This window comes from Paracoccus sp. 22332, assembly GCF_052045125.1.
Lineage (GTDB): Bacteria > Pseudomonadota > Alphaproteobacteria > Rhodobacterales > Rhodobacteraceae > Paracoccus > Paracoccus haematequi_A.
Window position 1 is genome coordinate 1 of record NZ_JBQEOI010000008.1, and the last position, 24,383, is coordinate 24,383.

Below are 24,383 nucleotides of genomic sequence, written 5' to 3' on the forward strand. Positions count from 1 at the left end.
ACACCCTTCAGCAGTTCATCCAGAAGTTCCTTGGAGATCGTCATGCATGCTTCCTTTCGGTGAAGCATGGACCGGATCACTCATACACAGAAGATCGGACACTCTCTGTCAATCTTCAAACCGCCATGAACACGGACGTGCCCTGCTTTTCAGCAGTCTGGATGCGCTATGGAGGCGCTAGCCCAAATGCGACTTCGGTTGGCGTGAGAGTTTTGCCGTCCTGTAGCCGCGTCCCAGCAGGTTGTCCTTGAAGACCTCGGCGGGTGTCCGGCGCTTTTTCAGGCGAGCGATCAGCACCAACGGCATGCCCGACCGGGTCGTCATCGACAAGAGCGGCGCGAACTTGGCCAGCCTGCAAGCGTTGAACATGATCCTTAAATTTACCGCTGACGGGCGCACCATCGTGGTGCGACAGGTCAAATACCTGAACAATATTCTTGAACAGGATCACCGCTTCATCATGCGGATCACCGGCCCGATGATGGGCTTCAAGGCGTTCCATTCAGCCGCGGCCACCATCGCCGGGATCGAGACCGCCCACATGATCCGCAAGGGCCAGATACCCGCCAATGGCGCCACCGCCTTCCAGACCTTCGCGGCGCTCGCAGCTTAGCCATGTCTACCGGACGGCTCTGCTCATCCTGCTGGGAGGTTTGCGACAGAACCGACAAGCTTACTTGTCGATCACCACGTCAGACGTGGGCCGTGAGCAGCAGGCCAGGATGAAGCCCTGATCGATCTCGCGCTGTTTGATACCGCCCTGATGGCGCAGGTCCACCGTGCCGGAGATCAGCTTGACCCGGCAGGTACCGCAGACCCCCTTGCCGCAGGAACTCTGGATGCGGACGCCCATCGCCTTGGCCGCCTTGAGCAGCGTGGTGTCGCTTGTAACCAGACCCTCGATACCCGCCCGGGCGAAGGTCGCGTGAAAGGCCGGAGCGGCGGCATCGGCCGGGGCAGGGTCGTCCGCGGACAGGCGGTCGAAGCTTTCGGTCAGGAACTGCCCCGCCGGCAGGCCCAGTTCGGCGGTCAGCCTGCCCGCTAGATCCATGAATCCCGCCGGGCCGCAGCAATAGACCATGCGCGAGGCCAGATCGGGCACCAGCCCCTGAAGCAGCGGCGCGGAGAGCCGCCCTACCGGGCCAACCCAGCCGGCGCCGGGCTGGTGCCGGGTGACCACCGGGATGACGCGCAGGCCGGGCAGGGCGCGCGCCCAGGTCCGCATCTCATCGGCAAAGATCATCTCCTCGGGCGCGGAGGCGAAATGGATCAGCACCAGGTCCGCTGCAGATCCGTGATCCGCCAGGCTGCGCAGCATCGAAGCGGCGGGGGTGATGCCGCTGCCCGCCGTCAGCAGCAACACCGGGCCGCGCGGCGGCAGCCCGCAGCAGAAACTTCCGGCAGGGCCGGAGGCGCGGACCCGCATTCCCGGACTCATCTTGTCGAAGAGCCAGTTCGACACCAGCCCGCCCGGCACTTTCTTGACGGTGATCGAGACCAGCCCCGCGGTCAGCGCCGAGGACGAGATGGAATAGCTGCGAGCATGATCCTCGCCGCCCAGCGGGAAGACGAAGTTCATGAACTGTCCCGGCTCGAACGTAAGGGCGCCGGGGGGCAGGCGGAAGACATAGGTCTTGACGGTGGGGGTCTCCTGCCGCGCGGCGATGCAGTCCAGTTCGAAGGTCTCGATCTCGAAGGGGGGCGGCAGGTCGTTCATTCCCCGAACCCGTGCTTGCGCAGGCGTTCGACATACCAGGCGATGTTGCGGTCCACCGCCGTCTCGCAGAATTGCGACAGGGGGCCGGGCTGATAGGCGACCGAGGACACGCCCTGCTGGGCGATGGTGACCAGATCGGCATCCTGCTGGTTGGTGGCGATCCACACCTCGGTCAGGCGGTCGAGGTCATAATCCTCCCCCTCGCGCGCATCCTTGTTGACCAGCCAGACGGTGCGCAGTTCGGTCTGGTCGGGGGCCAGGGGGATGATCCAGCTGATCACCGCATGATCGGCAAAGAAATGCGACCACGAGTTATGGGTATGCAGGTGCATGTCGCCAAAGCGCGGATCGGTCAGGCCGCCCAGCAGCTTGCGACAGGCGGCCTTGCCGTCCAGCGTGTGCGATTCCCCCGCTCCGGCGATGACGAAGCGTTCGGTGCGCATCATCGTCTCGTGCCCCTCGTAGAATTCGACGGCGCGCGAGGCGAAGCCCTGCGCCTCCCATTCCGCGACCTGGGCGGCGGCGATCCGGCAATGCTCGGCATATTCGGCCTTTTCCTCATCCCCCAGCTCATCGGGGTCGAAGCCGATGTCGAGACCGACGAAGGTGTTGATCAGTTCGGGATGCGAGCCTTCGCAGTGATAACATTCACGGTTGTTGTCGACGCTCAGCTTCCAGTTCCCCGGCTCGACGATGGTCTTGGCATGGGCGACCCTGGCCTCGTCCAGACGGAAGGGTTGCAGCCGGGCGCCCAGGATATCCGCGATCTCCTCGATATCGGCCGGGGCCTCGTCGGCGATGCAGATGAAGATGATGCCGCTGATCACCTTCAGGTTGACGGGTTTCAGTCCGTGGCAGGACCGGTCCAGGCCCTTGCCCATATGGGCGGCATGGACCAGTTCGCCCGTCAGGTCATAGGACCATTGGTGATAGGGGCAGACCAGGCGGCCGACCGAGGTCTGCTCCTCGCTGACGATGCGCGCGCCGCGGTGGCGGCAAACGTTGTGGAAGGCGCGCACCTGCATGTCGTCGTCGCGCAGCAGCAGGATAGAATTGCGGCCGATATCCACCTTTCGCACGTCGCCCGGCTCGGGGATCTCGGCCGTCACGCCCACCATGATCCAGTGGCGGTGAAAGAACACGTCCAGATCGGTCTCGAACAGTTCGGGCGCGGTATAGAAGGCGGCGGGCAGGGTATGGCCGCGCTGATAGCTGGCGACCAGATCGGACAGGGGCGCGGTGATATGGAGGGTCATGGCTCTATCCTGGCAATAAAGGACCGGCTTGGAGGAGTATTGGACAGTGATGCCCAGAGCGGTCCATGCTGGCAACTGGACTAATTTTCCACCGTCCCATATCCTCAGGTTATGTCAAAATTCCGCCATCAGATCGGCCCGTTGGCCCCGATCTTCGCCTTCGAGGCTGCCGCGCGCCACGGCAGCTTCACCGCCGCCGCCGAGGAACTTGGCGTCAGCCAGGCCGCCGTCAGCAAGCAGATCGCCGCGCTGGAGGAATGGCTGGGCGTGGCGCTGTTCCTGCGCCGCCACCGCCATGTAGAGCCGACGCCGGCCGGGCGGCGGCTGGCGGTCAGCGCCCATGACGCGCTGTCCTCGATCGCCGGGACCATGGCCGAGATCCGCAAGGTCCAGCCGCAGCCGTTGATCCTGACGCTGTCCTCTGCGCTGTCGCGGTTCTGGCTGATGGAGCGGATGCCCGATTTCCGCCGCAGCCATCCGGGGATCAGCCTGCGGATCGCCGCGCAGGACGATCTGGATGGTCGGCATGTCCAGGGCTCGGACCTGCTGATCCGCTATCTGACTGTCGCGCCGGATCCGCAGGCGATCCGCCTGTTCGGCGCGCAGGTCCGGGCCATGGCCTCGCCGGATTTCCTGGCGCGTCATCCCGTCCGGCGGCCCGAGGACATGGCCGCCGCGCCGCTGATCCATTACGACACGCCGGACCGGGACTGGATCAGCTGGGAGGACTGGCGGCGGATCGTCCTGCCGCAGGGCGCGCTGCCGCCGCCCACGCTCTCGGTCAGCCGCTATCACGACGCCATCATCGCCGCCCAGCAGGGCGAGGGGGTGGTGCTGGTCTGGCAGGTCGAGGATGGGCGCGACCGTCCGGTCGAAGGGCTGGCGCCGATCCCCGCCCCCGCGATTCCCGCGCCGGGCGCCTTCTACCTGATCCCGATGACCCCCCAGCGGCACGAGACCGCCGTCGCCGTGCACTGGTTCAGGGACCAGGCCGGGACCGATGGCAGGCGACCGGAATAGGCCGGTCGGGCCGGGGCGTCACCCCATCCGTTCGCTGGCATAGCTTCCGGGCGAGGGCGGGAAGACCACGGTCTTTTCGCCGTTCAGGAACACCCGGTGGTGGATATGCGCGTGGATCGCGCGGGCCAGCACCTGCGCCTCGACATCGCGGCCCAAGGACACATAGTCGCCCGGCGACTGCGCATGGGTCACGCGCACCGTGTCCTGCTCGATGATGGGGCCTTCGTCCAGGTCGGCGGTCACGTAATGGCTGGTCGCGCCGATCAGCTTCACGCCGCGCTCATAGGCCTGCTTGTAGGGGTTGGCGCCCTTGAAGCTGGGCAGGAAGGAATGGTGGATGTTGATGATCCGCCCGGACATGGCCTGGCACATCTGGTCCGACAGCACCTGCATATAGCGCGCCAGCACGATCAGCTCGGCCCCGGTGTCGCGGACGATGCGCATCTGTTCGGCTTCGGCCTGGGCCTTGTTCTCCTTGGTGACCTTGATGCAGTAGTAAGGCAGGTCATGGTTCACCACGACCTTCTGGTAATCCATGTGGTTGGAAATCACCGCCACGATGTCGATCGGCAGCGCGCCGATCCGCCAGCGATACAGCAGGTCGTTCAGGCAATGACCGAAGCGCGACACCATGATGATGACCTTGGCCTTCACCGCGTCGTCGCTGAAGACGGCCTCCATCCCGAAACGCTCGGCTATGGGGGCGATGCCTTGCTGCAACTGCTCCAGCGTCGCCTCGCCCTCGGACCGGAAGCTGACGCGCATGAAGAAGCGGCCGGTCTCGGCGTCGTCGAACTGCGCGCTGTCGGTGATGTTGCAGTCGTGACCGGCCAGATAGCCGGAGATGGCGGCCACGATCCCGCGGGTCGAGGCACAGGTGACGCGCAGCGTATAGCTTTTCATGAGGGGGGTCCGCTTCCTTGGCTGTCCGGGTCTGACAGCATTTCGGACGAATGCGGCGCGATGACAATCGCATTTCCGACACCGCCGGGGGTAGCCGCGACATCCCCCGGCGGCAAGGCGGGATCAGGCGGCGGGCATCCGCGATTCGACCATGCCTGCATACCAGCTGGAGCCGGCCGGGATCGCGTCGTCGTTGAAGTTGTAGGCCGGGTGGTGGACCATCGCCGTGTCGCCGTTGCCGACGAAGATATAGGCGCCGGGACGTTCGTTCAGCATATAGCTGAAATCCTCGCCGCCCATCATCGGCTGCATGGACAGGTTCACGTCGCCCGCGATCTCGCGCGCGACCTCGGCGGCCCATTCGGTCGCCTGGTCGTCGTTCATGGTGACGGGATAGCCGCGCTGGTAATCGACCTCGGCCACGGCGCCCATGGCGGCGGCGATGTTGGTCGAGATTCGGCGGATGCCTTCTTCAAGCTGTTCGCGGACGGCGGGATCCAGGCTGCGGGCGGTGCCCTTCAGCGTCACCACCTGCGGGATCACGTTATGCGCGGTCGAATCGGTGGACACCACGCAGACCGAGACCACGGCGTTCTTCAGCGGGTCGACGTTGCGCGACACGACCGACTGCATCGCGACGATGATCTGCGCTGCGGTCAGGGTGGTGTCGATGCACTCATGCGGCTTGGCGGCATGGCCGCCCTTGCCGGTGATGGTGATGTCGAACTGGTCGGTCGCGGCCATCATCGCGCCGGGCTTGATGGCGAAGGTGCCGACGGGAATGCCCGGCATGTTGTGCATCCCGTAGAATTCCTGGATGTTCCAGCGGCTGACAAGCCCGTCCCGAACCATCGCCTCGCCCCCTGCCCCGCCTTCCTCGGCGGGCTGGAAGATCACCACGGCGGTGCCGTCGAAATTGCGCGTCTCGGCCAGGTATTTCGCGGCGCCCAGCAGCATCGCGGTATGGCCGTCATGGCCGCAGGCGTGCATCTTGCCCGGCGTCTTGGACGCATAGTCCAGCCCAGTCTGTTCGATGATCGGCAGCGCGTCCATGTCGGCGCGCAACCCGATGACGCGGCCCTTGCTGTCGGTCTTGCCCTTGATGACGCCGACCACTCCGGTCCTGCCGATGCCTTCCACCACCTCGTCACAGCCGAATTCGCGCAACAGTTCCGCCACCCGGCCCGCCGTGCGGTGGACATCGTAGAGCAGTTCGGGATGTTCGTGGAAATCGCGGCGCCAGGCGGTGATCTCGGGCAGCAGTTCGGCAAAGCGGTTCTTGACGGGCATGATCGGTCTCCTTCAGCGGCGACAGGGTGGACCCTTTATGCAGACTGTGCAAGCCTCGGACGCAAGGATCGCCCGTCTAGTGGTGGGTCGCGGGTTCGACCAGAACCTTGTGGCCCGGCGCGACCTCGCGATAGACCGAGGGCACCGCCTGGTAGTCGACGGGATGGATGGGCGAGGGGATCGGCTTGAAGTTCAGATCCTCGCTGATCTTCTTTTGCCGAGGGTCCGCGACCGGCACGGCGGCCATCAGCTGCCGGGTATAGTTGTGCTGCGGGTTCTCGAACACCTGCTGGCGGGTGCCGATTTCCACGATGCGGCCCAGATACATCACCCCGACATGATGGCTGACGCGTTCGACCACGGCCATGTCATGGCTGATGAACAGCATCGAAATGCCCAGATCCTGCTGCAATTCCATCAGCAGGTTCAGCACCTGCGCCTGCACCGACACGTCAAGCGCCGACACGGCCTCGTCGGCGATGATCAGCTTGGGGTTCAGCGCCAGGGCGCGGGCGATGGCGATGCGTTGGCGTTGACCGCCCGACATCTCGTGTGGGTAGCGGCGCATGAAGCTGCGGGGCAGTTCCACTCGATCGAACAACGCGGCGATGCGGTCGCGGCGTTCCGACCGGCTGCCGATGCCGAAATTCTCCATCGGCTCGGCCACCTGGTCATACAGCTTCATATGCGGATCCAGGCTGGCGAAGGGATCCTGGAAGATCATCTGCATGTCCCGGCGCGCCCGGCGCAGATCGCCGGGCGACAGCGCCAGGATGTCGGTGCCGCCCAGATCGACACGGCCGGACTCCGGCTCCACCAGCCGCAGGATCGAGCGGCCGCAGGTGGATTTGCCGCAGCCGGATTCGCCGACCAAAGACAGGGTTTCGCCCGCATTGATGGTGAAACTGACATCCTCGACCGCGTGGACGCGGGCCACGGTGCGGCGCAGCAGCCCGCCCTTGACGGCAAAGCGGGTGGTCAGGTTTTCCACCGTCAGCAAGGGCTTCGGATCCGCCACGATGATCGGTTCCGGCGCGCTGACCGTGCCGTCGCGCATCAGCCGCATCCTCTCGGGCGCGGGCTTGCCGGTCATCTCGCCCAGGCGAGGGACGGCGGCCAGCAGCATCTTGGTATAGTCCTGCTGCGGGGCCTCGAAGATCTGCTCGACCGGGCCTTCCTCGACCTTGTTGCCGCGATACATGACGACCACGCGGTCGGCCATCTGCGCCACGACCGCCATGTCATGGGTGATGAACAGCACGGCGATCTGCTTTTCGCGCTTCAGACGATCGATCAGCGCCAGGATCTCGGCCTGGATGGTCACGTCCAGCGCGGTGGTGGGTTCGTCGCAGATCAGCAGGCGCGGTTCGCAGGCCATGGCGATGGCGATCACGACGCGCTGGCGCATCCCGCCGGACAGTTCGTGCGGATACTGGTCCAGGCGGCGTTCGGGTTCGGGAATGCGGACCTGGCGCAGGATCTCCAGCGCGCGGGCGCGGGCCTGGGCCTTGGTCATGCCGCGATGGACGATCAGCCCCTCGGTCAACTGGTCGCCCACGGTGAAGACCGGATTCAGCGCCGTCATCGGTTCCTGGAAGATCATGCCGATCTGGTTGCCGCGGATGTCGCGCATCGCGGGCGTCGATTGCTGCGCCAGGTCGATGACCCGCCCGTCGCCGGGATCGAACATCAGCCGCCCGCCCGCGATGGTGCCGCCGCCGAATTCGACCAGCCGCATCAACGACAGCGAACTGACCGACTTGCCCGACCCGGATTCGCCCACCACACAGACGCATTCGCCGGGATTGATGGAAAAGCTGACATCCTTGACGCCCACCACGACGCCATCGCCGGTCTCGAACTCGACCCGAAGTTTCTCAATGGAAACAAGCGGCTTTTCATCCAGCATCAGTGCGCCCCCGGAATGGTCATCGGCCAAGGCTAGTCGTCCGCGACAGAAAGTCAAAGTCGAAAGAACCGCCGTGACGCCACGCGATAGGGCTTGCTTTCCAAGGGGGGTTCGAATGAAACTGATCCCATTCCGCACCTGCGCGGGATCAGGACATGGCCCGGATGATACATAAAAATCAGCGACATAGGCGCAAGATGGGCTGCACGGCGTCCTGGACCGCGCTGCGGGCCGAAACTTCCGACAGGAGAGATTGATGAAGCTGAAAACACTGCTGATGGGCGCAGCCGCGACCCTGGTGCTGGCACCGGCCGCCATGGCCGAACGGGGCAGCGACGGCGCGCTCAACATCATCATGTGGCAGGCGCCGTCCACGATGAACATCTATCTGACCGGCGGCACCAAGGAGGTGATCGCCTCGAGCATGGTGCTGGAGCCGCTGGCCAGCGCCGCCCCCGACGGCACCCTGGTCCCGCGGCTGGCGACCGAGATTCCGTCCATCGAAAACGGCGGCATCGCCGAGGATCTGAAGTCGGTGACCTGGAAGCTGAAAGAAGGGGTCAAGTGGTCCGACGGCTCGCCGCTGACCGCCGCCGACGTGGCCTTTTCCGCCGAATACTGCATGCACCCCGAGGGCGGCTGTTCGCAGCTTGCCAAGTTCGAGGGCGTCGAAAGCGTCGAAGCGGTCGATGACCTGACGGTCCGCATCAACTTCAGCGAACCGATGCCCGACCCCTTCTCGGCCTTCACCGGGGCGCAATCGCCCATTCTGCAAAAGGCGCAGTTCGAAAACTGCCTGGGCGCCAATGCGCCGACCTGCACCGACCAGAACTTCAGTCCCATCGGCACCGGCCCGTTCCGCGTCACCCGGTTCCTGACCAACGACGTGATCACCTTCGAGGCCAATCCCGAATACCGCGACCCGGCCAAGCCCGCCTTCGCGACCGCGACCATCAAGGGCGGCGGCGATGCGGCGGCGGCGGCGCGGGCCGTCCTGGAAACCGGCGAATACGATTACGCCTGGAACACCCAGCTTGCCCCCGACGTGATCGCGGGAATGGAGCAGATGGGCAAGGGCAAGGTCAGCGCGGCCTTCGGCAGCCTGGTGGAACGGATCCACGTGAACCTGACCGACCCGTCCCCGTCCCTGCCGGAAGGCGAGCGTTCGACCACGGCCCATCCCCATCCCTTCCTGTCCGATCCGGCCGTGCGCAAGGCGCTGTCCATGGCCATCGACCGCCAGCTTCTGTCGGAAATCGGCTATGGCGCCGCAGGCAAGCCCACCTGCAACTATGTCCCCGCGCCCGAGGCCTGGGCATCGCCCAACGAGGAGTGCCTGACCCAGGACATCGAAGGGGCCAAGGCGCTGCTGGACCAGGCGGGCTGGACCGTGGGCGGCAGCGGCGTGCGCGAAAAGGACGGTGTGCAACTGCGGATGGTCTTCCAGACCTCGGTCAACGCGGTGCGCCAGGACTTCCAGGCGCTGATCAAGCAGTGGTGGTCGGAAATCGGCATCGAGACCGAGCTGAAGACCGTCGATGCCTCGGTGTTCTTCGGCTCCGACCCCGGCTCTCCTGATACGTTGCAGAAGTTCTATGCCGATGTCGAGATGTATGCCGACAACTTCGAAGGCGGCAACCCCGCGCCCTATCTGGCGAAATGGACCTGCGACAAGGCGCCCGGTCCCGACAACCAGTGGCAGGGCGAAAATATCAGCCGCTTCTGCGACGAAGCCTATGACGCGCTGATGGTGGAACTGTCCAAGACCGTCGATCCGGCGGAACGCGGCAAGATCGGCCAGAAGCTGAACGAGATGCTGACCAAGGACAGCAACGCGATCATCCCGCTGGTCTATCGCGGCACGGCGTCGGCCCATTCCAACACCCTGGGCGGCGTCGACCTGAACGCCTGGGATTCGGAACTGTGGAACGTGGCCGACTGGACCCGCGTCCAGCAATGATCCCCTTCGGCCCCGCGATCCGCCGCGGGGCCGGCTTCCGACAAGACAAAGGTTGAACGTGAAGAAAGCTCTGGTTCCGGCCCTGGCGCTGATGATGGCCACCCCCGCCCTGGCGGAACGCGGCAGCGACGGAGACTTGCGCGTGCTGTACTGGCAGGCGGCCTCCGTGCTGAATCCCTATCTGTCGACCGGCGCCAAGGACGTGGACCCCGCGTCCATGATCCTGGAACCGCTGGCCCTGGTGGCCGATGACGGATCGCTGATCCCGGTGCTGGCGGCCGAGATTCCCACGATCGAGAACGGCGGCATCGCCGAGGATTTCGCCTCGGTCACCTGGCGGCTGAAACCCGGCCTGACCTGGTCCGACGGCACGCCCGTCACGGCGGCGGACGTGGCCTTCACCGCGCAGTATTGCATGGCCCCCGATTTCGGCTGCGCCGTGCTGGCGGAATTCGACGGGATCGAAACGGTCGAGGCCGTCGACGACCTGACCGTGCGCATCCGCTATGCCGCGCCGAAATACCCGCCGCTGCAAGCCTTCGTGGGCGGGCGCACGCCGATCCTGCAAAAGGCCCAGTTCGAATCCTGCCTCGGCTCTGCGGGGGCAAGCTGCACCGACCAGAACTTCGGCCCCATCGGCACCGGCCCGTTCCGCGTCACCGGCTTCGAACCCGGCAACGTCGCCACATACGAGGCCAACCCCGAATACCGCGACCCCGCCAAGCCCGCCTTCGCCCGCGTGACGATCAAGGGCGGCGGCGATGCGATGGCTGCGGCGCGCGCGGTCCTGGAAACCGGAGAGTTCGATTTCGCTTGGAACCTGCAACTGGCCCCCGACGTGGTGGCGCCGATGGAGGCCGCGGGCAAGGGCAAGCTGGTCGGATCCTTCGGCAGCATGGTCGAGCGGATCGAGCTGAACCAGACCGACCCCTCCCCCGCGCTTGGCGCCGAACGGTCCACCCTGGCCCATCCCCATCCGTTCCTGACCGATCCGGCGGTGCGGCGCGCGCTGTCCATGGCCATCGACCGCCCGATCCTGGCGGAACTGGCCTATGGCCCGGCGGGCAAGCCCACCTGCACCATCGTCCCCGTGCCCGAGACCTTCAATTCCGGCCGCGACGAATGCCTGACCCAGGATATCGCCGGCGCGCGGGCGCTGCTGGACCAGGCGGGCTGGCTGCCCGGCGCCGACGGCATCCGCGAAAAGGACGGCGTGCGGCTGCATCTGGTGTTCCAGACCACGGTCAATCCGGTGCGCCAGGACGTACAGTCCCTGGTCAAGCAATGGTGGTCCGAAATCGGCGTGGAAACCGACCTCAAGACCATCGACGGCACGGTGTTCTTCGGCGGCGACGCCGGCAACCCGGATTCGCGGGCGCGCTTTCTGGCGGATGCGCAGATGTTCACCGACGCCTTCTATCTGCCCGATCCCGCGTCCTTCCTGGACGAATTCGTCTGCAACCGCGTCCCGGATCAGGGGAACCAGTGGCAGGGCAACAACTCGGTCCGCTTCTGCGACCCCGCCTTCGACGCCATGATGGCGCAGCTGAACCAGACCGGACTGCCCCGCGACCGGCAGAGGATCGCCAAGGACATGACCGACATGCTGACCGCCGACGGCCATGTCGTCCTGCCGCTGATCCATCGCGGCATGATCTCGGCCCATGCCAATTCGCTGGCGGGCGTGACCCCGAACGGATGGGAGGGCAGCCTGTGGAACATCGCCGACTGGAGCCGCGCCGAATGACCCCCACCCGAGGCAACCGATGCTGACATTCACCATCCGCCGCCTGCTGCTGGCCATCCCGACGCTGCTGTTCATCTCGCTGGTGATCTTCCTGCTGCTGGAAGCGTCCCCCGGCGATCCCCTGGGCGACGTCCCCCTGACCGTCCCGCCCGAGGTCAAGGAACGGATGCGCGAGGCGCTTGGCCTGGGCCAGGCCTGGTATATCCGCTATGTCCTGTGGCTGAAGCAGTTCTTCTGGGTCGAGCCATTGTATTGGTTCGACAGCGTCTTCGGCACGCAGTTCAGCGCCGGGATGCAGCGGATCATCAGCTTCCAGTCGCGCAGCCCGGTCTTCGACATCATCGCGCAGCGCGTGCCGCAGACGCTGACGGTGGTGGGGTTCAGCTATCTGGTGGGCATCCTGATCGCCCTGCCGATCGGCATCCTGTCGGCCTACAAGCAGTATTCCTGGTTCGACCAGCTGGGCACCTTCGTGTCGATGATCGGCTTTTCCATGCCCACCTTCTTCACCGGCGTGGTGCTGATCATCATCTTCGGGGTGAAGCTGCAATGGTTCCCCTCGGTCTATGACACGACCTTGCAGGTCCGCGACTGGGGCAGTTTCTGGGCGCAGGTGCGGCAGATGGCGATGCCGGTGACGGTGCTGGCGCTGTATAACGCCGCGCAGATCAGCCGCTTCATGCGCGCATCCATGCTGGACAACCTGGGCCAGGACTACGTCCGCACCGCCCGCGCCAAGGGTCTGTCGGAACGCACCGTGGTGCTGAAGCATGTGCTGCGCAACAGCCTGATCCCGGTCATCACCGTGATCGCGCTTGGCCTGCCCGCCGTCTTCGGCGGCGCCATCATCACCGAACAGGTGTTCAAGGTGAACGGCCTGGGCCAGTTGCTGATCACCGCGATCCACGGCAACGACATTCCCATGGTGCTGACGCTGACCTTCATCTTCGCGATCCTGATCGTCTTGTTCACCCTGATTGCCGACATCCTCTACGGCGTCCTGGACCCGAGGATCCGCTATGACTGACCCCGACCGCCAGCACGCGCTTGATACCGCCGAGGCGGTGGACGCCACGGCGGCCCTGGCCGGGGCGGTTCCAGGGCTGCCCCCCGACGATCCCCACCACGCAGGCGAAACGCGCAGCCAGTGGCGCGACATCTGGCGGCAGTTCCGCAGTCATCGCGGCGCCATGGTGGCCCTGGTGCTGTTCGTGGCGACGATCCTGTTCGTGGTCGTCGGACCCTATCTCTGGACCATCGACCCGACCTATGTGGACATCCGCGCCCGCAATTCGGGCTTTTCCGCCGCGCATCCCCTGGGCACCGACCAGTTGGGCCGCGACATGCTGGCGCGGCTGATGGCGGGGGGGCGCGTGTCCATCGCCGTGGGCCTGACCGCGATGATCATCGCCATCACGCTGGGCAGTCTGATCGGCGTCGTCTCGGGCTATTTCCGGCGGCTGGACGCGCCGTTGATGCGGCTGACAGAGCTGTTCCTGGCCCTGCCGCTGCTGCCCCTGCTGCTGCTGATGGTGACGCTGTTCCGCGAACCGCTGTCGCAGAACTTCGGCCCGGCCATGGGCACCTTCATCCTGATCGTGTCCGCCATCGGCGCGACAAGCTGGATGCAGGCCGCGCGGATCGTGCGGGGCGACGTGCTGGGCCTGAAAGAGCGCGAGTTCATCCTGGCCGCCCGGTCCATCGGCACGCCGGCGCACCGGATGATCCTGCGCCATGTCCTGCCGAACGTGCTGTCCCCGATCATGGTCGCCGCGACCCTGGGCATCGCGACGGCGATCATCACCGAAAGCGCCCTGTCCTTCCTGGGCCTGGGCTTCCCGCCGGATTTCCCGACCTGGGGGCGGCTGCTCTATGACGCGGTGGATCAGATGGTGATGTATCCATGGCGGGTGATCCTGCCGGGGCTGTTCATCTCTCTGACGGTGCTGTGCGTGAACTATATCGGCGACGGTCTGCGCGACGCGATGGATCCGCGCATCCGGGGGCGGTAATTCACCGCAATCGCGAACAAAGGCGGAACATGGACTTTCCATGATCCGTCTTCGCGCCTATGTTGGCGGGATGGAGCTTCTGGACGATTCCGATGACATGGGGGGCGTGCCGCTGTCGCAGCGCGCGATGGCCGCGCGGCCCCTGCCCTATCTGGAGGGGCTGAACCCCGCGCAGCGCGCGGCGGTCGAGGCATTGGAGGGGCCTGTCCTGCTGCTGGCGGGCGCGGGCACAGGCAAGACGCGGGCGCTGACCACGCGGATCGCGCATCTGCTGATGCAGGGCAAGGCCCGGCCCGGACAGGTCCTGGCCGTGACCTTCACCAACAAGGCCGCGCGGGAAATGAAGGACCGCATCGCCCGCCTGCTGGGCGAAACGGTCGAGGGGATGCCCTGGCTGGGCACCTTCCATTCGATCAGCGTCAAGATCCTGCGCCGCCATGCCGAACTGATCGGCAATGGCGACCTGCACCTGAAACCCAGCTTCACGATCCTGGACACCGACGATCAGATCCGGCTGATGAAGCAGCTGATCCAGGCCGAGAACCTGGACGAAAAACGCTGGCCGGCCCGGCAGTTGGCGGGCCTGATCGACGGCTGGAAGAACCGCTGCCTGACGCCCGCCAATCTGCCGCGCGGCGAGGGTGCGGCCTTCGACGGCTGGGGCGGCAAGCTGTATGCCGCCTATCAGGACCGGCTGCTGACGCTGAACGCGGTCGATTTCGGCGACCTGCTGATGCATTGCGTGACCCTGTTCCAGGCCCACCCGGACGTGCTGCGCGGCTGGCAGGACCGCTTCCGCTATATCCTGGTGGACGAATATCAGGACACCAACGTGGCCCAGTACATGTGGCTGCGGCTGCTGGCGCAGGGGCATCGCAACATCTGCTGCGTGGGCGACGACGACCAGTCGATCTATGGCTGGCGCGGCGCCGAGGTCGGGAACATCCTGCGGTTCGAAAAGGACTTTCCCGGCGCGCAGGTGATCCGGCTGGAACAGAACTATCGCTCGACCCCGCAGATCCTTGCGGCGGCGTCGGGGCTGATCGCGACGAACCAGGGCCGTCTGGGCAAGACCCTGTGGACCGATGCGGAACCGGGCGAACCCGTCCGCCTGATCGGCCATTGGGACAGCGAGGCCGAGGCCCGCTGGATCGGAGAGGAGATCGAGGCCTTCCACGGCGGCCACCGCGCCAGCGTCGGCCGCACCAGCCTGAACGACATCGCCATCCTTGTCCGCGCCTCCCACCAGATGCGCGCCTTCGAGGATCGCTTCATGTCGATCGGCCTGCCCTATCGCGTGATCGGCGGGCCGCGCTTCTATGAACGCGCGGAAATCCGCGACGCCATGGCCTATTTCCGGCTGGCGGTCAGCCCGGCCGACGACCTGGCTTTCGAACGCATCGCCAATACGCCGAAGCGCGGCCTGGGCGACAAGGGCTTGCAGGCGATCCAGGCGATGGCGCGGGCTCGGGGCCTGTCGCTGCTGGAAGGCACGGTCGCCGCACTGACGGCGGGCGATCTGTCCGGCAAGGCCGCCGCCAACATGCGCCAGTTCACCGAAAGCATGGGCCGCTGGCACGCCGACGCTCTGGATGACCGCGTCAACCACGTCGAACTGGCCGAACGGATCCTGGACGAATCCGGCTATACCGCGATGTGGCAGAACGACAAGTCGCCCGACGCGCCCGGCCGGCTGGACAACCTCAAGGAACTGGTCAAGGCGCTTGAGGAATTCGAGAACCTGCAAGGCTTCCTTGAACATGTCGCGCTGGTCATGGACCGGGATGAGGGCGAGGCGGCCGAGCAGGTCAGCATCATGACGCTGCATGCCGCCAAGGGGCTGGAATTCCCCATCGTCTTCCTGCCGGGATGGGAGGACGGGCTGTTCCCCAGCCAGCGGGCCATGGACGAAAACGGGACCAAGGGGTTGGAGGAGGAACGCCGCCTGGCCTATGTCGGCATCACACGGGCCGAACGGCTGGCGACGATCAGCTTCGCGGGCAACCGGCGGCTTTACGGGCAATGGCAATCGTCGCTGCCGTCGCGCTTCGTGGACGAATTGCCGCCCGAGCATGTCGAGGTTCTGACCCCGCCAGGCCTTTACGGCGGCGGCTATGGCGCGGCGATGGCTTTCGCCGGCGGCGGGCCGGTCAACGCGCTGCACGAACGCGCGGCCAAGGCGGATGTCTACAACTCGCCCGGCTGGAAGCGGATGCAGGCGCGGGCCAGCGAACGCAAGGCCCCGGTCCACCGCACCCCGGTCGTGATCGACGCGGAACCTGCGGCGCGCTTCGCCGTGGGCGACCGGGTCAGCCATGCCAAGTTCGGCGAAGGCACGATCATGGGCATTGCCGAGGATACGCTGACCGTGCAGTTCGCGGCGGGCTTCAAGAACATCAAGGCGGCCTATGTCCAGCCCGTGGGCGCGGACGACGTGCCCTTCTGACGCCTATTCGGCCCAGCCGAGGTCGGTGGTGAAGGCGATCGTCAGCCAGCGGTCGGGACTTTCGCCGCCGATCTCCTCTCCGATCCGGTCGCGGATCGCATCCCACTGCTCCAGCCGGCGAGGCGGCTCTCCGGAGGGCACGATGAAGAACAGTTCGATCTGCCGGCCCCGCCCGACCCGCGCGACATAGGCGCGATAGTCCAGGAAGCCGTGCCGGTCGACGGCCTGCCGGGCGACCGCATCGACATGCTGCTTCAGGTCGGCGGGCGTCACCAGCAGGATATCGGCCAGCGCCCGGCGGATCGTCGGAATCGGCAAGGGGATCACCACCAGACAGACCAAGGCCAGCGCCGCCGGATCGACATAGGGCGACATCCAGTCCCATCGCGTTCCCTGGATCAGCCAGCCGAAGACGAAGGCCGCCAGCAGAGCCCCGGTCAGCGCCGCCGACATGGCCCAATCCCTGGCGTCCAGTTCGACGAAGCCCGAACGGATGCGCCGGTTGGCCCGGTGGTTGCGCAGCGCCATGCCCGCCGCCACCACGACCACCAGCACGGCATAGACGATGGCCTGACCGAATTGCAGCTCTCTGCCGCCCGACAGCAGGCTTTGCACCGCGTTGAACAGCGCATAGACCGCCGCCCCGGTCAGCATCACCCCGCTGAGGCCCAGCACCATCGGTTCCAGATGCCAGAAGCCCATGGTGAAGTGCTGGACCAGCCGCGCCTGGCGGCGTTCCGACATCTGCTGCGTGATCAGCCGCGAAACCAGCAGCGCCAGCAGCGTCATGCTGGCATCGGTCAGCGAATAGATCCCGTCGAAGATGATCGAGGACGACCCCGTCAGCACACCGAAGCCCACGCCGATCGCCGCCACGGCGAAGGTCGCGGCGATGGATTGCCGCAGGATGTCCTGTTCGGTGCTCATGGTCTGTCCTTGCGCTGGTGGGCCACGGCCCAGGGTGCTAGCGTCGGGCAGAAACCTCAACCCGGACCCGCCCTTGGCCGCCTTCTTCCGCCTGATCCTGTTCCTGCTGATCGCCGAGACGGTGTTCTATCTGCTGCTGCGGGTCTATCTCCGCTCGCTGCGCCGCGAAAGGCTGGAAGAGATCTGGGACGAACGCCACCCTGCCATGGCGGGGAACGGCGCGGCCCGGCGCGCGTTCGTCCGCAGGTCCATGACCCAATTCGACAAGACGCTGAAATCGCGGCTGTTGCTTCTGGTCTTCGTTCTGCCCAATCTGGCGGTCATGGGCATCATCTACTGGGTCAACTGGCAATAAGGACCGCTTTTCCATGCACTATTTCAAGGTCGCGGTCGGCGTGCTGTTCGGCATCGCGGTGTTCCTGTTCCTGGACTATGCGCTGCCGTCCAAGAACACGGTGCGCATCACCAATACCTATAACCGCCTGACTTCGGTGACAGCCTCGAACGCGATCTTCTATGCGTCCGACAATACCGGCACGGTGGAAAACGCCGCCGGACAGCGCGACGTGCGCTTCATCGAGACGGTGCGCCCGAACGGAAAGGTCTTCGTCTATCGCAACGAGGATACCGGCTGGATCTGGCCGCCCTATTTCAAATACGACAGCGCCAACCTGCAGGCCGAGGCAACCAACCTGCAATCGGGCCGCGACAACCCGCAATGGGTCAGTGTCACCGCCTATGGCTGGCGGATGGCCTGGCTGTCCACCTATCCCAACGCGGTCAGCATCGACACTCTGGCCGGACCCGACGAACGCCCGCGCAACTGGGCGGCCTCGATCATCTGCGTGGTGCTGCTGATGCTGCTGGCGCTGATCTGGCGGATGTGGGCGCAGTTCCAGGAACGCGGGCTGTCGGGGTGGAGAAGACGGCCATGACCCGCAATCCGGGCACCGACTTGCGGGTTGACGGTTTTGCGGGGATCCGCATCAACGCCCCCGCCGTCGAACGCCGGGCCGCGACCCTGCCGGCGCGGCGCAGCCTGAAGAAGGACCATCAGGCCGCCTGGCTTCTGAACGCGGTGCGCTGCATCGACCTGACCACGCTTGCGGGCGACGACACCCCCGACCGGGTGGCGCGGCTTTGCGCCAAGGCGATGCAGCCGGTGGCGCCCGATCTGCTGGGCGCGATGGGGGTATCCCACCTGACCACCGGCGCGGTCTGCGTCTATCCGACGATGGTCGGCGCGGCCAAGCGCGCGCTTGGCAATTCCGGTATCCCCGTCGCCAGCGTCGCGACCGGCTTTCCGGCCGGGCTGATGCCCCTGAACCTGCGGCTGGCCGAGATTCTCTATGCCGTCGATCAGGGCGCGGACGAGATCGACATCGTCATCACCCGCGCCCATGTCCTGCGCGGCGACTGGGCGGCGCTGTATGACGAAATCCGGGCCATGCGCGAAGCCTGCGGCGATGCCAGGATGAAGGCGATCCTGGCGACGGGCGATTTGAAATCGCTGGAAAACGTCGCCCGTGCCAGCCATGTGGCGATGCAGGCCGGGGCGGACTGGATCAAGACCTCGACCGGGAAGGAAGGGGTGAACGCCACCCTGCCCGTGTCGCTGGTGATGTGCCGGGCGATCCGTGACTATCGCGACCAGACCGGCCATGTCGTGGGATTCAAGCCTGCGGGCGGATTGAGGACGGCGAAGGACGCGCTGAACTGGCAGGTGCTGATGGCCGAGGAACTGGGCCGCGACTGGCTGCGCCCCGATCTGCTCCGCATCGGCGCCAGCAGCCTGCTGGGCGATATAGAACGGCAGATCAGCCACCATGTGACGGGCCGCTATGCCGCCGCCCATCGTCAAGCCATTGCCTGAGGGACGCATGACCAGCGTGAGCGACTTGATGGAAACACTGGAATACGGCCCCTCGGTCGAGGATAGCGCGGCAGTGCGCGACTGGCTGGCGCGGCACGGGGCCTTCGGGCATTTCATCGGCGGGGCCTTCACCGAACCCGGCGCGCTGTTCAACACGCGCGATCCCGCGACGGGTCAGGTTCTGGCGCGGGTGACGCAGGGCACAGGCGACGACGTGGCGGCGGCGGTCGCGGCGGCGCGGGACGCGCAGCCAGGATGGGCGGCGCTGACGGGGACCGGGCGGGCGCGGTATCTCTATGCCCTGGCCCGGCATGTGCAGAAGCGCGAACGCTTCCTGTCGGTGCTGGAGACACTGGACAACGGCAAGCCGATCCGGGAATCGCGCGACATCGACGTGCCGCTGGTGGCGCGGCATTTCTATCACCATGCAGGTTGGGCGGAACTGCGCGACGCAGCCTTCCCAGGCCACGCGCCGCTGGGCGTCTGCGGCCAGATCATCCCCTGGAACTTTCCGCTGCTGATGCTGGCCTGGAAGATCGCCCCCGCGCTTGCGGCGGGCAACACGGTCGTCCTGAAACCCGCCGAATACACCCCCCTGACCGCCCTGGCCTTCGCCGAGATCTGCCAGGAGATCGGCCTGCCCGCAGGCGTCGTGAACATCGTCACCGGCGACGGAGAGACCGGCGCGGCCCTTGCGGCCGCCCAGGTGGACAAGATTGCCTTCACCGGCTCGACTGAGGTCGGGCGCACCATTGCGGGGCAATTGGCCGGCACGGGCAAGCGGCTGACCCTGGAACTGGGCGGCAAGTCGCCCTTCGTGGTCATGCCCGACGCCGATCTGGACGCGGCGGTCGAGGGCGTGGTGGATTCGATCTGGTTCAACCAGGGTCAGGTCTGCTGCGCCGGGTCGCGCATCCTGGTGGCCGAGGCGGTGGCGGGCCGCTTTGAAACCCTGCTCTCCGCCCGCATGGCGCGGCTGCGCGTCGGCCCGCCCCTGGACAAGTCCACCGATATCGGCGCCATCGTCGATCCCATCCAGAAAGACCGGATCCTGTCGATCTGCCGGGCTTCGGTCGCGGCGGGCGCGGAACTGGTCGGGGGCGCGGCGCAGGACGGCTGCTTCGTCGCGCCGGGCTATCTGCGCAACATCGCCCCCGCCAATCCGGGTTTCAGCCAGGAAATCTTCGGGCCGATCGCCACGCTGTCCACCTTCCGCACGGCGGACGAGGCGGCGGAACTGGCGAACAGCACCCGCTATGGCCTTGCCGCCTCGGTCTGGTCGGAAAGCGCGGCGGTGGCGACCGATCTGGCCGCCCGGATCAAGGCGGGCGTCGTCTGGATCAACTGCGCCAACCTGTTCGACGCCGCCGCCCCCTTCGGCGGCTATCGCGAAAGCGGCTTCGGCCGCGAAGGCGGGCGCGCGGGGATGCTGGACTATCTGGCCGAACCGCAGGTCGATGCCGCGCCGGAACCCGCCCCAACCGAACCAGTCGCCGCGACAACGGGTCGGCCGGGGCCGAAGGGTCTGGACCGCACGGCCAAGCTGTATATCGGCGGCGCACAGAAGCGGCCGGATGGCGGGGCGATGTATGCGGTGCCGGGCGGGCTGGCGCCGCTGGGCAGCCGCAAGGACATCCGCAACGCGGTCGAGACGGCAGCCAAGGCCGGAAAATGGACCGCGATGGGCGGCCATGCCCGCGCGCAGGTGCTGTATTACATTGCGGAAAATCTTTCCGCCCGCGCCGAGGAATTTGCCCGCCGCACCAGCCAGGCCGAGGTCGATGCTGCCATCGCCGGCGCCTTCCACTATGCCGCCTGGGCCGACAAGTTCGACGGCGCCAATGTCCAGACCCGGCCCGGCCACCTGCTGAACGTGGTGAACGAAGCCTTCGGCGTGTTGGGCATCGCCGGCCCGAATGCCCAGCCCCTGGCCGCGTTCATGTCGCTGGTCATGCCTGCCATCGCCATGGGCAACCGCGTGGTCGCGATTGCCGCGCAGGACGATCCGTTGCCGGTGCTGGATCTGTATCAGATCTTCGACACTTCGGACCTGCCGGGCGGCGTGGTCAATATCGTGACCGGCCCGCGGGACGAACTGGCGAAAACCCTGGCCGCGCATGATGAGGTCGCGGCCATGTGGATGGTCGGGGGCGATCTGGCGGCGGTGGAAAAGGCGGCGGGCGGCAACCTGAAACCCGTCTGGTCGCCCGCCCATCGCGACTGGTGCGGCCCGCATGCGCAAGGCGAAATTTTCCTGCGCCACGCCACCCAGACCAAGACGATCTGGCTGCCCTATGGCGCCCTGCCCGAAGGCACGGGGCCCGCAGCCTACTGAGCCGAAACGGCATCCTCAGCGCAAAGGGCCCGCGTCAAATGGGTATATGAGCAAAGAAGAAGAACCCCGCCGCTTCTTCTTTGTCCCAATACCCTCGGGGGGGCCGGGGGGCGAAGCGCCCCCGGCTTGCGGCCTGTCAGGCCCGCAACCCCGCGAAAGTCATCGGATCCAGCGAGGCCTGGGCAAAGGTCGGCCCGCTGACCAACAGGCTGACCGCATCATGCGAATGCAACGATTCCTGATGGCTGGCGACCACGCGGAAATCGCCGAAGCGTGGATCGGCCAGCAACTGCTGGGCAAAGGCGCGGACGGCATCCTCGACGAAGATCGGATTCGCGGCGTTGAGTTCGGCGAAGGCCTGCTCGTCCTCTCGCTTGACCATCACCTGCGTCTCGGTCGGCACGGCGCGGCGGCACAGGTCCACCACATCCTCGAACCAGATCTTTTCGGGACCAAGCATGACCACCGAAATCCGGGCGATGGACCGCTGCGAATGGGGCGTCGCCAGCCGCGACCGGGTCTCGCGCGCATGTTCGGACAGTTCCAGCGAACAGGGGCAGGTCGAGGAATAGACGTAATCGAAATGCATGATCCGCAGCCGCTGGCCGTGGAAATCCAGAACCTCCATCGCGATGTCGTAATACTGCCAGCCCGACAGGCCCGAGCGCAGCGAATCGACCCGGATCGGATAGGAAAACCGCATCTGAATGCGCGCGTCGTAGGCGTCCAGGTCGGCCTGGTAATAGTCCAGCGCGGCCTCCAGCACCTTGAGGCTGAAGGCATGTTCGGAATGGGCATAGAAGGATCGCATGATCCGGGACATGTTGATTCCCTTGCGGTCGGCCTCCAGGCTGACGGTGCCGGTCACGCTGGTTTCCAAGGTCAGTTCGCCGCCATCGCGGGTCTGATAGCGGATCGGCAGGCGGAAATTGGAAATGCCGACATGCTGGATCGGCGCGCGGGCGCCCACGATCAGGCTGGCGGGGCCGTTTTGCAGATCGGGCAGCCCGGCCTTGTAGGCGTCATCGACCCGAAAATCCGCGTCATAGCTGCGAGCCAGGGCCGGATAGGCGGGGATCAGGGGGCGGGCATCAGACATGCGGGTATCCTCGCGGCACGGTCGCCGACAATATGGGCGCGCGGGCCAGGAATCCAAAGGGCGAATCCGGCAGAACGGGCCGCGTTCGCGACCCGTTCCCGTCACCCCTCCAGGGCGCGGCGCAGATCGGCGATCAGATCGTCGGCATGTTCCAGCCCCACGGACAGGCGCAGCAGGCCGGGCGTGATGCCCAGATGGGCGCGGTCCTCGTCCGACAGGCGCTGATGGGTGGTCGTCGCGGGATGGGTGACAATGGACTTGGCGTCGCCCAGGTTGTTGGAGATGCTGACGATTTCCAGCCGGTTCAGCGCGGCGAAGGCGGCTTCCTTGCCACCCGCCACCTCGATGGCGATCATGGTGCCGCCCGCGCCCATCTGGCGCATCGCCAGGTCGTGCTGGGGATGGTTGGCCAAGCCTGGATAAATGACGCGCGACAGGGCGGGATGGCCTTGCAGCGCCTGAGCCACCTTCTGCGCGCTGTCGGCCTGGGCGCGCACGCGCAGATCCATGGTGGTCAGGCCGTTCAGCATGATCCAGCTGTGGAACGGGCTGATCGCGCCGCCGGTATGCTTCAGATACGGCTCGGCGACGTCGCGCACGAACTGGCGGGTGCCGCAGATCACCCCCGCAAGCGCCCGCCCGCCGCCGTCGATATGCTTGGTCGCAGAATAGACGACCACATCCGCCCCCAGTTCGGCGGCACGGGAAAAGACCGGCGTCGCGAACACGTTATCGGCCACGACCAGGGCACCGACCGCGTGGGCAAGATCGGCGACGCCTTGGATATCGATCACCTCCAGCGTCGGGTTCGACATGGTCTCGAAGAACGCCGCGCGGGTGCCGGGGCGCAGCGCCGCCTTCCACTGATCCAGGTCGGTGCCGTCGACATAGCTGACCTCGACCCCGAATTTCTTCAGCAGGTCCAGCACATACAGGCAGGATCCGAACAAAGCGCGGGACGCCACGACATGATCGCCGGGCTTGCACATCGAAAACAGCGCGCCGTTCACGGCGGCCATGCCGCTGGCGGTGGCAAAGGCGTCCTCGGTCCCTTCCAGGGCGGCGATGCGATCCTCGAACATGCGGCTGGTGGGGTTGCCATAGCGGGCATAGATGAACTCGTCCGGGCCGGTGCCCTTGAAGCGCGCCTCGGCCTGTTCGGCGCTGTCATAGACGAAGCCCTGGGTCAGAAAGATCGCCTCGGCCATCTCTCCGTACTGGCTGCGGCGGATGCCGTGATGAACCGCCTGCGTGCGCGGATGAGGTGCCTTGGCGAAACTGTCGTCCATGAGATGCCCCTGTACTGTCGCCAGCGGGTTAGCGCCCCGGCCACTGCGGCGCAAGGGCCAAGCCCGAAAGGATCGGACCGCCCACCCGCCACAGATGCGCAGGCGCAATTGTCCTTTTGGTCAGACATATTTTCAGTAGCTGAAATCCTCACGGAAAAACAGAGATCTATGATGATCCCCATACCAATTGACCAAATGGATAGGTTGAGCAGCGGGTGACGCGCAAGTAAGTTGATCGGGCAGTCAACGATTGGACTGCCAGGGAATGGATGGCCCCCGGCCAAGGATGAAGCGATCATGACGTTGGAATATGCAAACGAATATCCCGACATCCTGTCGCGTCCGACCGGCGGGCTTGTCCCTTCCGATCGCCCCCTTGTCCGGGGGGCGGCATTGACAGAGCGGGACGGCAAGCCAGATTTTGTGTGTGGCGGGGCCTTCCTCCAGGATCCGGCGACGGTATCCCTGGACGATTGCGAGCGCGTATAGTGTAGGACGCTTGCTGTCCCGACCGGTCATCGTCTGATCGGTCTGAATTGGGCTGAGTATTCGGTTATTGTTTTTGTGACAGCCCGGCACGATACAGTGGGGGCGGAGAAA

At 65.9% G+C, this 24,383-nt stretch carries 18 protein-coding genes and 1 pseudogene; 11 read left to right on the forward strand and 8 right to left on the reverse strand.

Translation table 11 applies throughout. The features are described 5' to 3' along the window. Window positions 1–268 precede the first annotated feature (268 nt). Window positions 269–613, forward strand: a pseudogene (locus ACTJI6_RS10920) (DDE-type integrase/transposase/recombinase); the annotation flags it as partial. A gap of 60 nt (window positions 614–673) precedes the next feature. Here the strand turns inward: ACTJI6_RS10920 and ACTJI6_RS10925 are convergent. Together ACTJI6_RS10925 and ACTJI6_RS10930 are read right to left on the reverse strand one after the other, a co-directional pair. Next, the gene (locus ACTJI6_RS10925; protein ID WP_440800621.1) at window positions 674–1,717 is read right to left on the reverse strand and encodes a 2Fe-2S iron-sulfur cluster-binding protein; all 1,044 of its coding nucleotides are present in this window, start codon (window positions 1,715–1,717) and stop codon (window positions 674–676) included. Then, a complete protein-coding gene (locus ACTJI6_RS10930) occupies window positions 1,714–2,973 on the reverse strand; it encodes an aromatic ring-hydroxylating oxygenase subunit alpha (RefSeq protein WP_440800624.1) in 1,260 nt (419 codons plus the stop codon). Before ACTJI6_RS10930 ends, ACTJI6_RS10925 begins: the two co-directional genes overlap by 4 nt. Window positions 2,974–3,114: 141 nt before the next feature. On the opposite strand from ACTJI6_RS10930, the gene ACTJI6_RS10935 reads away from it, so the two are divergent. Continuing rightward, window positions 3,115–3,993: a LysR family transcriptional regulator gene (locus tag ACTJI6_RS10935; protein WP_440800626.1), complete on the forward strand. Its 879-nt coding sequence runs from the start codon at window positions 3,115–3,117 to the stop codon at window positions 3,991–3,993. Window positions 3,994–4,011: 18 nt separating this feature from the next. On the opposite strand, the gene purU is transcribed toward ACTJI6_RS10935, so the two are convergent. The 3 genes from purU to ACTJI6_RS10950 all read right to left on the reverse strand — a co-directional run bounded on the left by purU (window position 4,012) and on the right by ACTJI6_RS10950 (window position 8,095). Then, window positions 4,012–4,896 carry a formyltetrahydrofolate deformylase gene (gene purU / locus ACTJI6_RS10940; RefSeq protein WP_126153343.1) on the reverse strand — a complete coding sequence of 295 codons (885 nt, stop codon included), beginning with the start codon at window positions 4,894–4,896 and terminating at the stop codon, window positions 4,012–4,014. 123 nt (window positions 4,897–5,019) lie between these two features. Next, entirely contained in the window at window positions 5,020–6,186 is a 1,167-nt protein-coding gene (locus ACTJI6_RS10945; protein ID WP_440800630.1) for a M20 aminoacylase family protein, read from the reverse strand. Window positions 6,187–6,262: 76 nt separating this feature from the next. Next, window positions 6,263–8,095: an ABC transporter ATP-binding protein gene (locus ACTJI6_RS10950; RefSeq protein ID WP_440800632.1), complete on the reverse strand. Its 1,833-nt coding sequence runs from the start codon at window positions 8,093–8,095 to the stop codon at window positions 6,263–6,265. 256 nt (window positions 8,096–8,351) lie between these two features. Here ACTJI6_RS10950 and ACTJI6_RS10955 point away from each other — a divergent pair, with 256 nt between their 5' ends. The 5 genes from ACTJI6_RS10955 (at window position 8,352) to ACTJI6_RS10975 (ending at window position 16,260) form a co-directional block, all read left to right on the forward strand. Next, window positions 8,352–10,055, forward strand: coding sequence for a peptide ABC transporter substrate-binding protein (locus tag ACTJI6_RS10955; RefSeq protein WP_440800634.1), 1,704 nt, complete (start codon window positions 8,352–8,354; stop codon window positions 10,053–10,055). Window positions 10,056–10,107: 52 nt separating this feature from the next. Further along, complete coding sequence (locus ACTJI6_RS10960; RefSeq protein WP_440800637.1) at window positions 10,108–11,802, forward strand: peptide ABC transporter substrate-binding protein; 1,695 nt, start codon at window positions 10,108–10,110, stop codon at window positions 11,800–11,802. Window positions 11,803–11,821: 19 nt separating this feature from the next. Beyond that, window positions 11,822–12,829, forward strand: coding sequence for an ABC transporter permease (locus ACTJI6_RS10965; protein WP_440800640.1), 1,008 nt, complete (start codon window positions 11,822–11,824; stop codon window positions 12,827–12,829). Beyond that, window positions 12,822–13,814 carry an ABC transporter permease gene (locus ACTJI6_RS10970; RefSeq protein ID WP_440800643.1) on the forward strand — a complete coding sequence of 331 codons (993 nt, stop codon included), beginning with the start codon at window positions 12,822–12,824 and terminating at the stop codon, window positions 13,812–13,814. The genes ACTJI6_RS10965 and ACTJI6_RS10970 overlap by 8 nt, the downstream gene beginning before the upstream one ends. A gap of 70 nt (window positions 13,815–13,884) precedes the next feature. Beyond that, entirely contained in the window at window positions 13,885–16,260 is a 2,376-nt protein-coding gene (locus ACTJI6_RS10975; protein ID WP_440800891.1) for an ATP-dependent helicase, read from the forward strand. Between the two features lie 3 nt (window positions 16,261–16,263). On the opposite strand, the gene ACTJI6_RS10980 is transcribed toward ACTJI6_RS10975, so the two are convergent. After that, window positions 16,264–17,187: a cation diffusion facilitator family transporter gene (locus tag ACTJI6_RS10980; protein ID WP_440800645.1), complete on the reverse strand. Its 924-nt coding sequence runs from the start codon at window positions 17,185–17,187 to the stop codon at window positions 16,264–16,266. Between the two features lie 73 nt (window positions 17,188–17,260). On the opposite strand from ACTJI6_RS10980, the gene ACTJI6_RS10985 reads away from it, so the two are divergent. From ACTJI6_RS10985 to ACTJI6_RS11000, 4 genes are read left to right on the forward strand one after another with little or no spacing between them, the layout of a single operon-like run. Then, window positions 17,261–17,542, forward strand: coding sequence for a hypothetical protein (locus tag ACTJI6_RS10985; protein WP_440800648.1), 282 nt, complete (start codon window positions 17,261–17,263; stop codon window positions 17,540–17,542). A 13-nt stretch (window positions 17,543–17,555) separates the two neighbouring features. Beyond that, window positions 17,556–18,122 carry a DUF1523 family protein gene (locus ACTJI6_RS10990; RefSeq protein ID WP_126153335.1) on the forward strand — a complete coding sequence of 189 codons (567 nt, stop codon included), beginning with the start codon at window positions 17,556–17,558 and terminating at the stop codon, window positions 18,120–18,122. Continuing rightward, window positions 18,119–19,060, forward strand: a complete 942-nt coding sequence (gene deoC, locus ACTJI6_RS10995; RefSeq protein ID WP_440800652.1) for a deoxyribose-phosphate aldolase — start codon at window positions 18,119–18,121, stop codon at window positions 19,058–19,060. The genes ACTJI6_RS10990 and deoC overlap by 4 nt, the downstream gene beginning before the upstream one ends. Window positions 19,061–19,067: 7 nt before the next feature. Beyond that, window positions 19,068–21,395, forward strand: a complete 2,328-nt coding sequence (locus ACTJI6_RS11000) for an aldehyde dehydrogenase family protein (protein WP_440800654.1) — start codon at window positions 19,068–19,070, stop codon at window positions 21,393–21,395. 136 nt (window positions 21,396–21,531) lie between these two features. Here ACTJI6_RS11000 and folE2 read toward each other — a convergent pair whose 3' ends face one another. Next, complete coding sequence (gene folE2, locus ACTJI6_RS11005) at window positions 21,532–22,560, reverse strand: GTP cyclohydrolase FolE2 (RefSeq protein WP_440800892.1); 1,029 nt, start codon at window positions 22,558–22,560, stop codon at window positions 21,532–21,534. Between the two features lie 35 nt (window positions 22,561–22,595). Next, complete coding sequence (metZ, locus tag ACTJI6_RS11010; protein ID WP_440800657.1) at window positions 22,596–23,783, reverse strand: O-succinylhomoserine sulfhydrylase; 1,188 nt, start codon at window positions 23,781–23,783, stop codon at window positions 22,596–22,598. Between the last annotated feature and the right edge of the window lie 600 nt (window positions 23,784–24,383).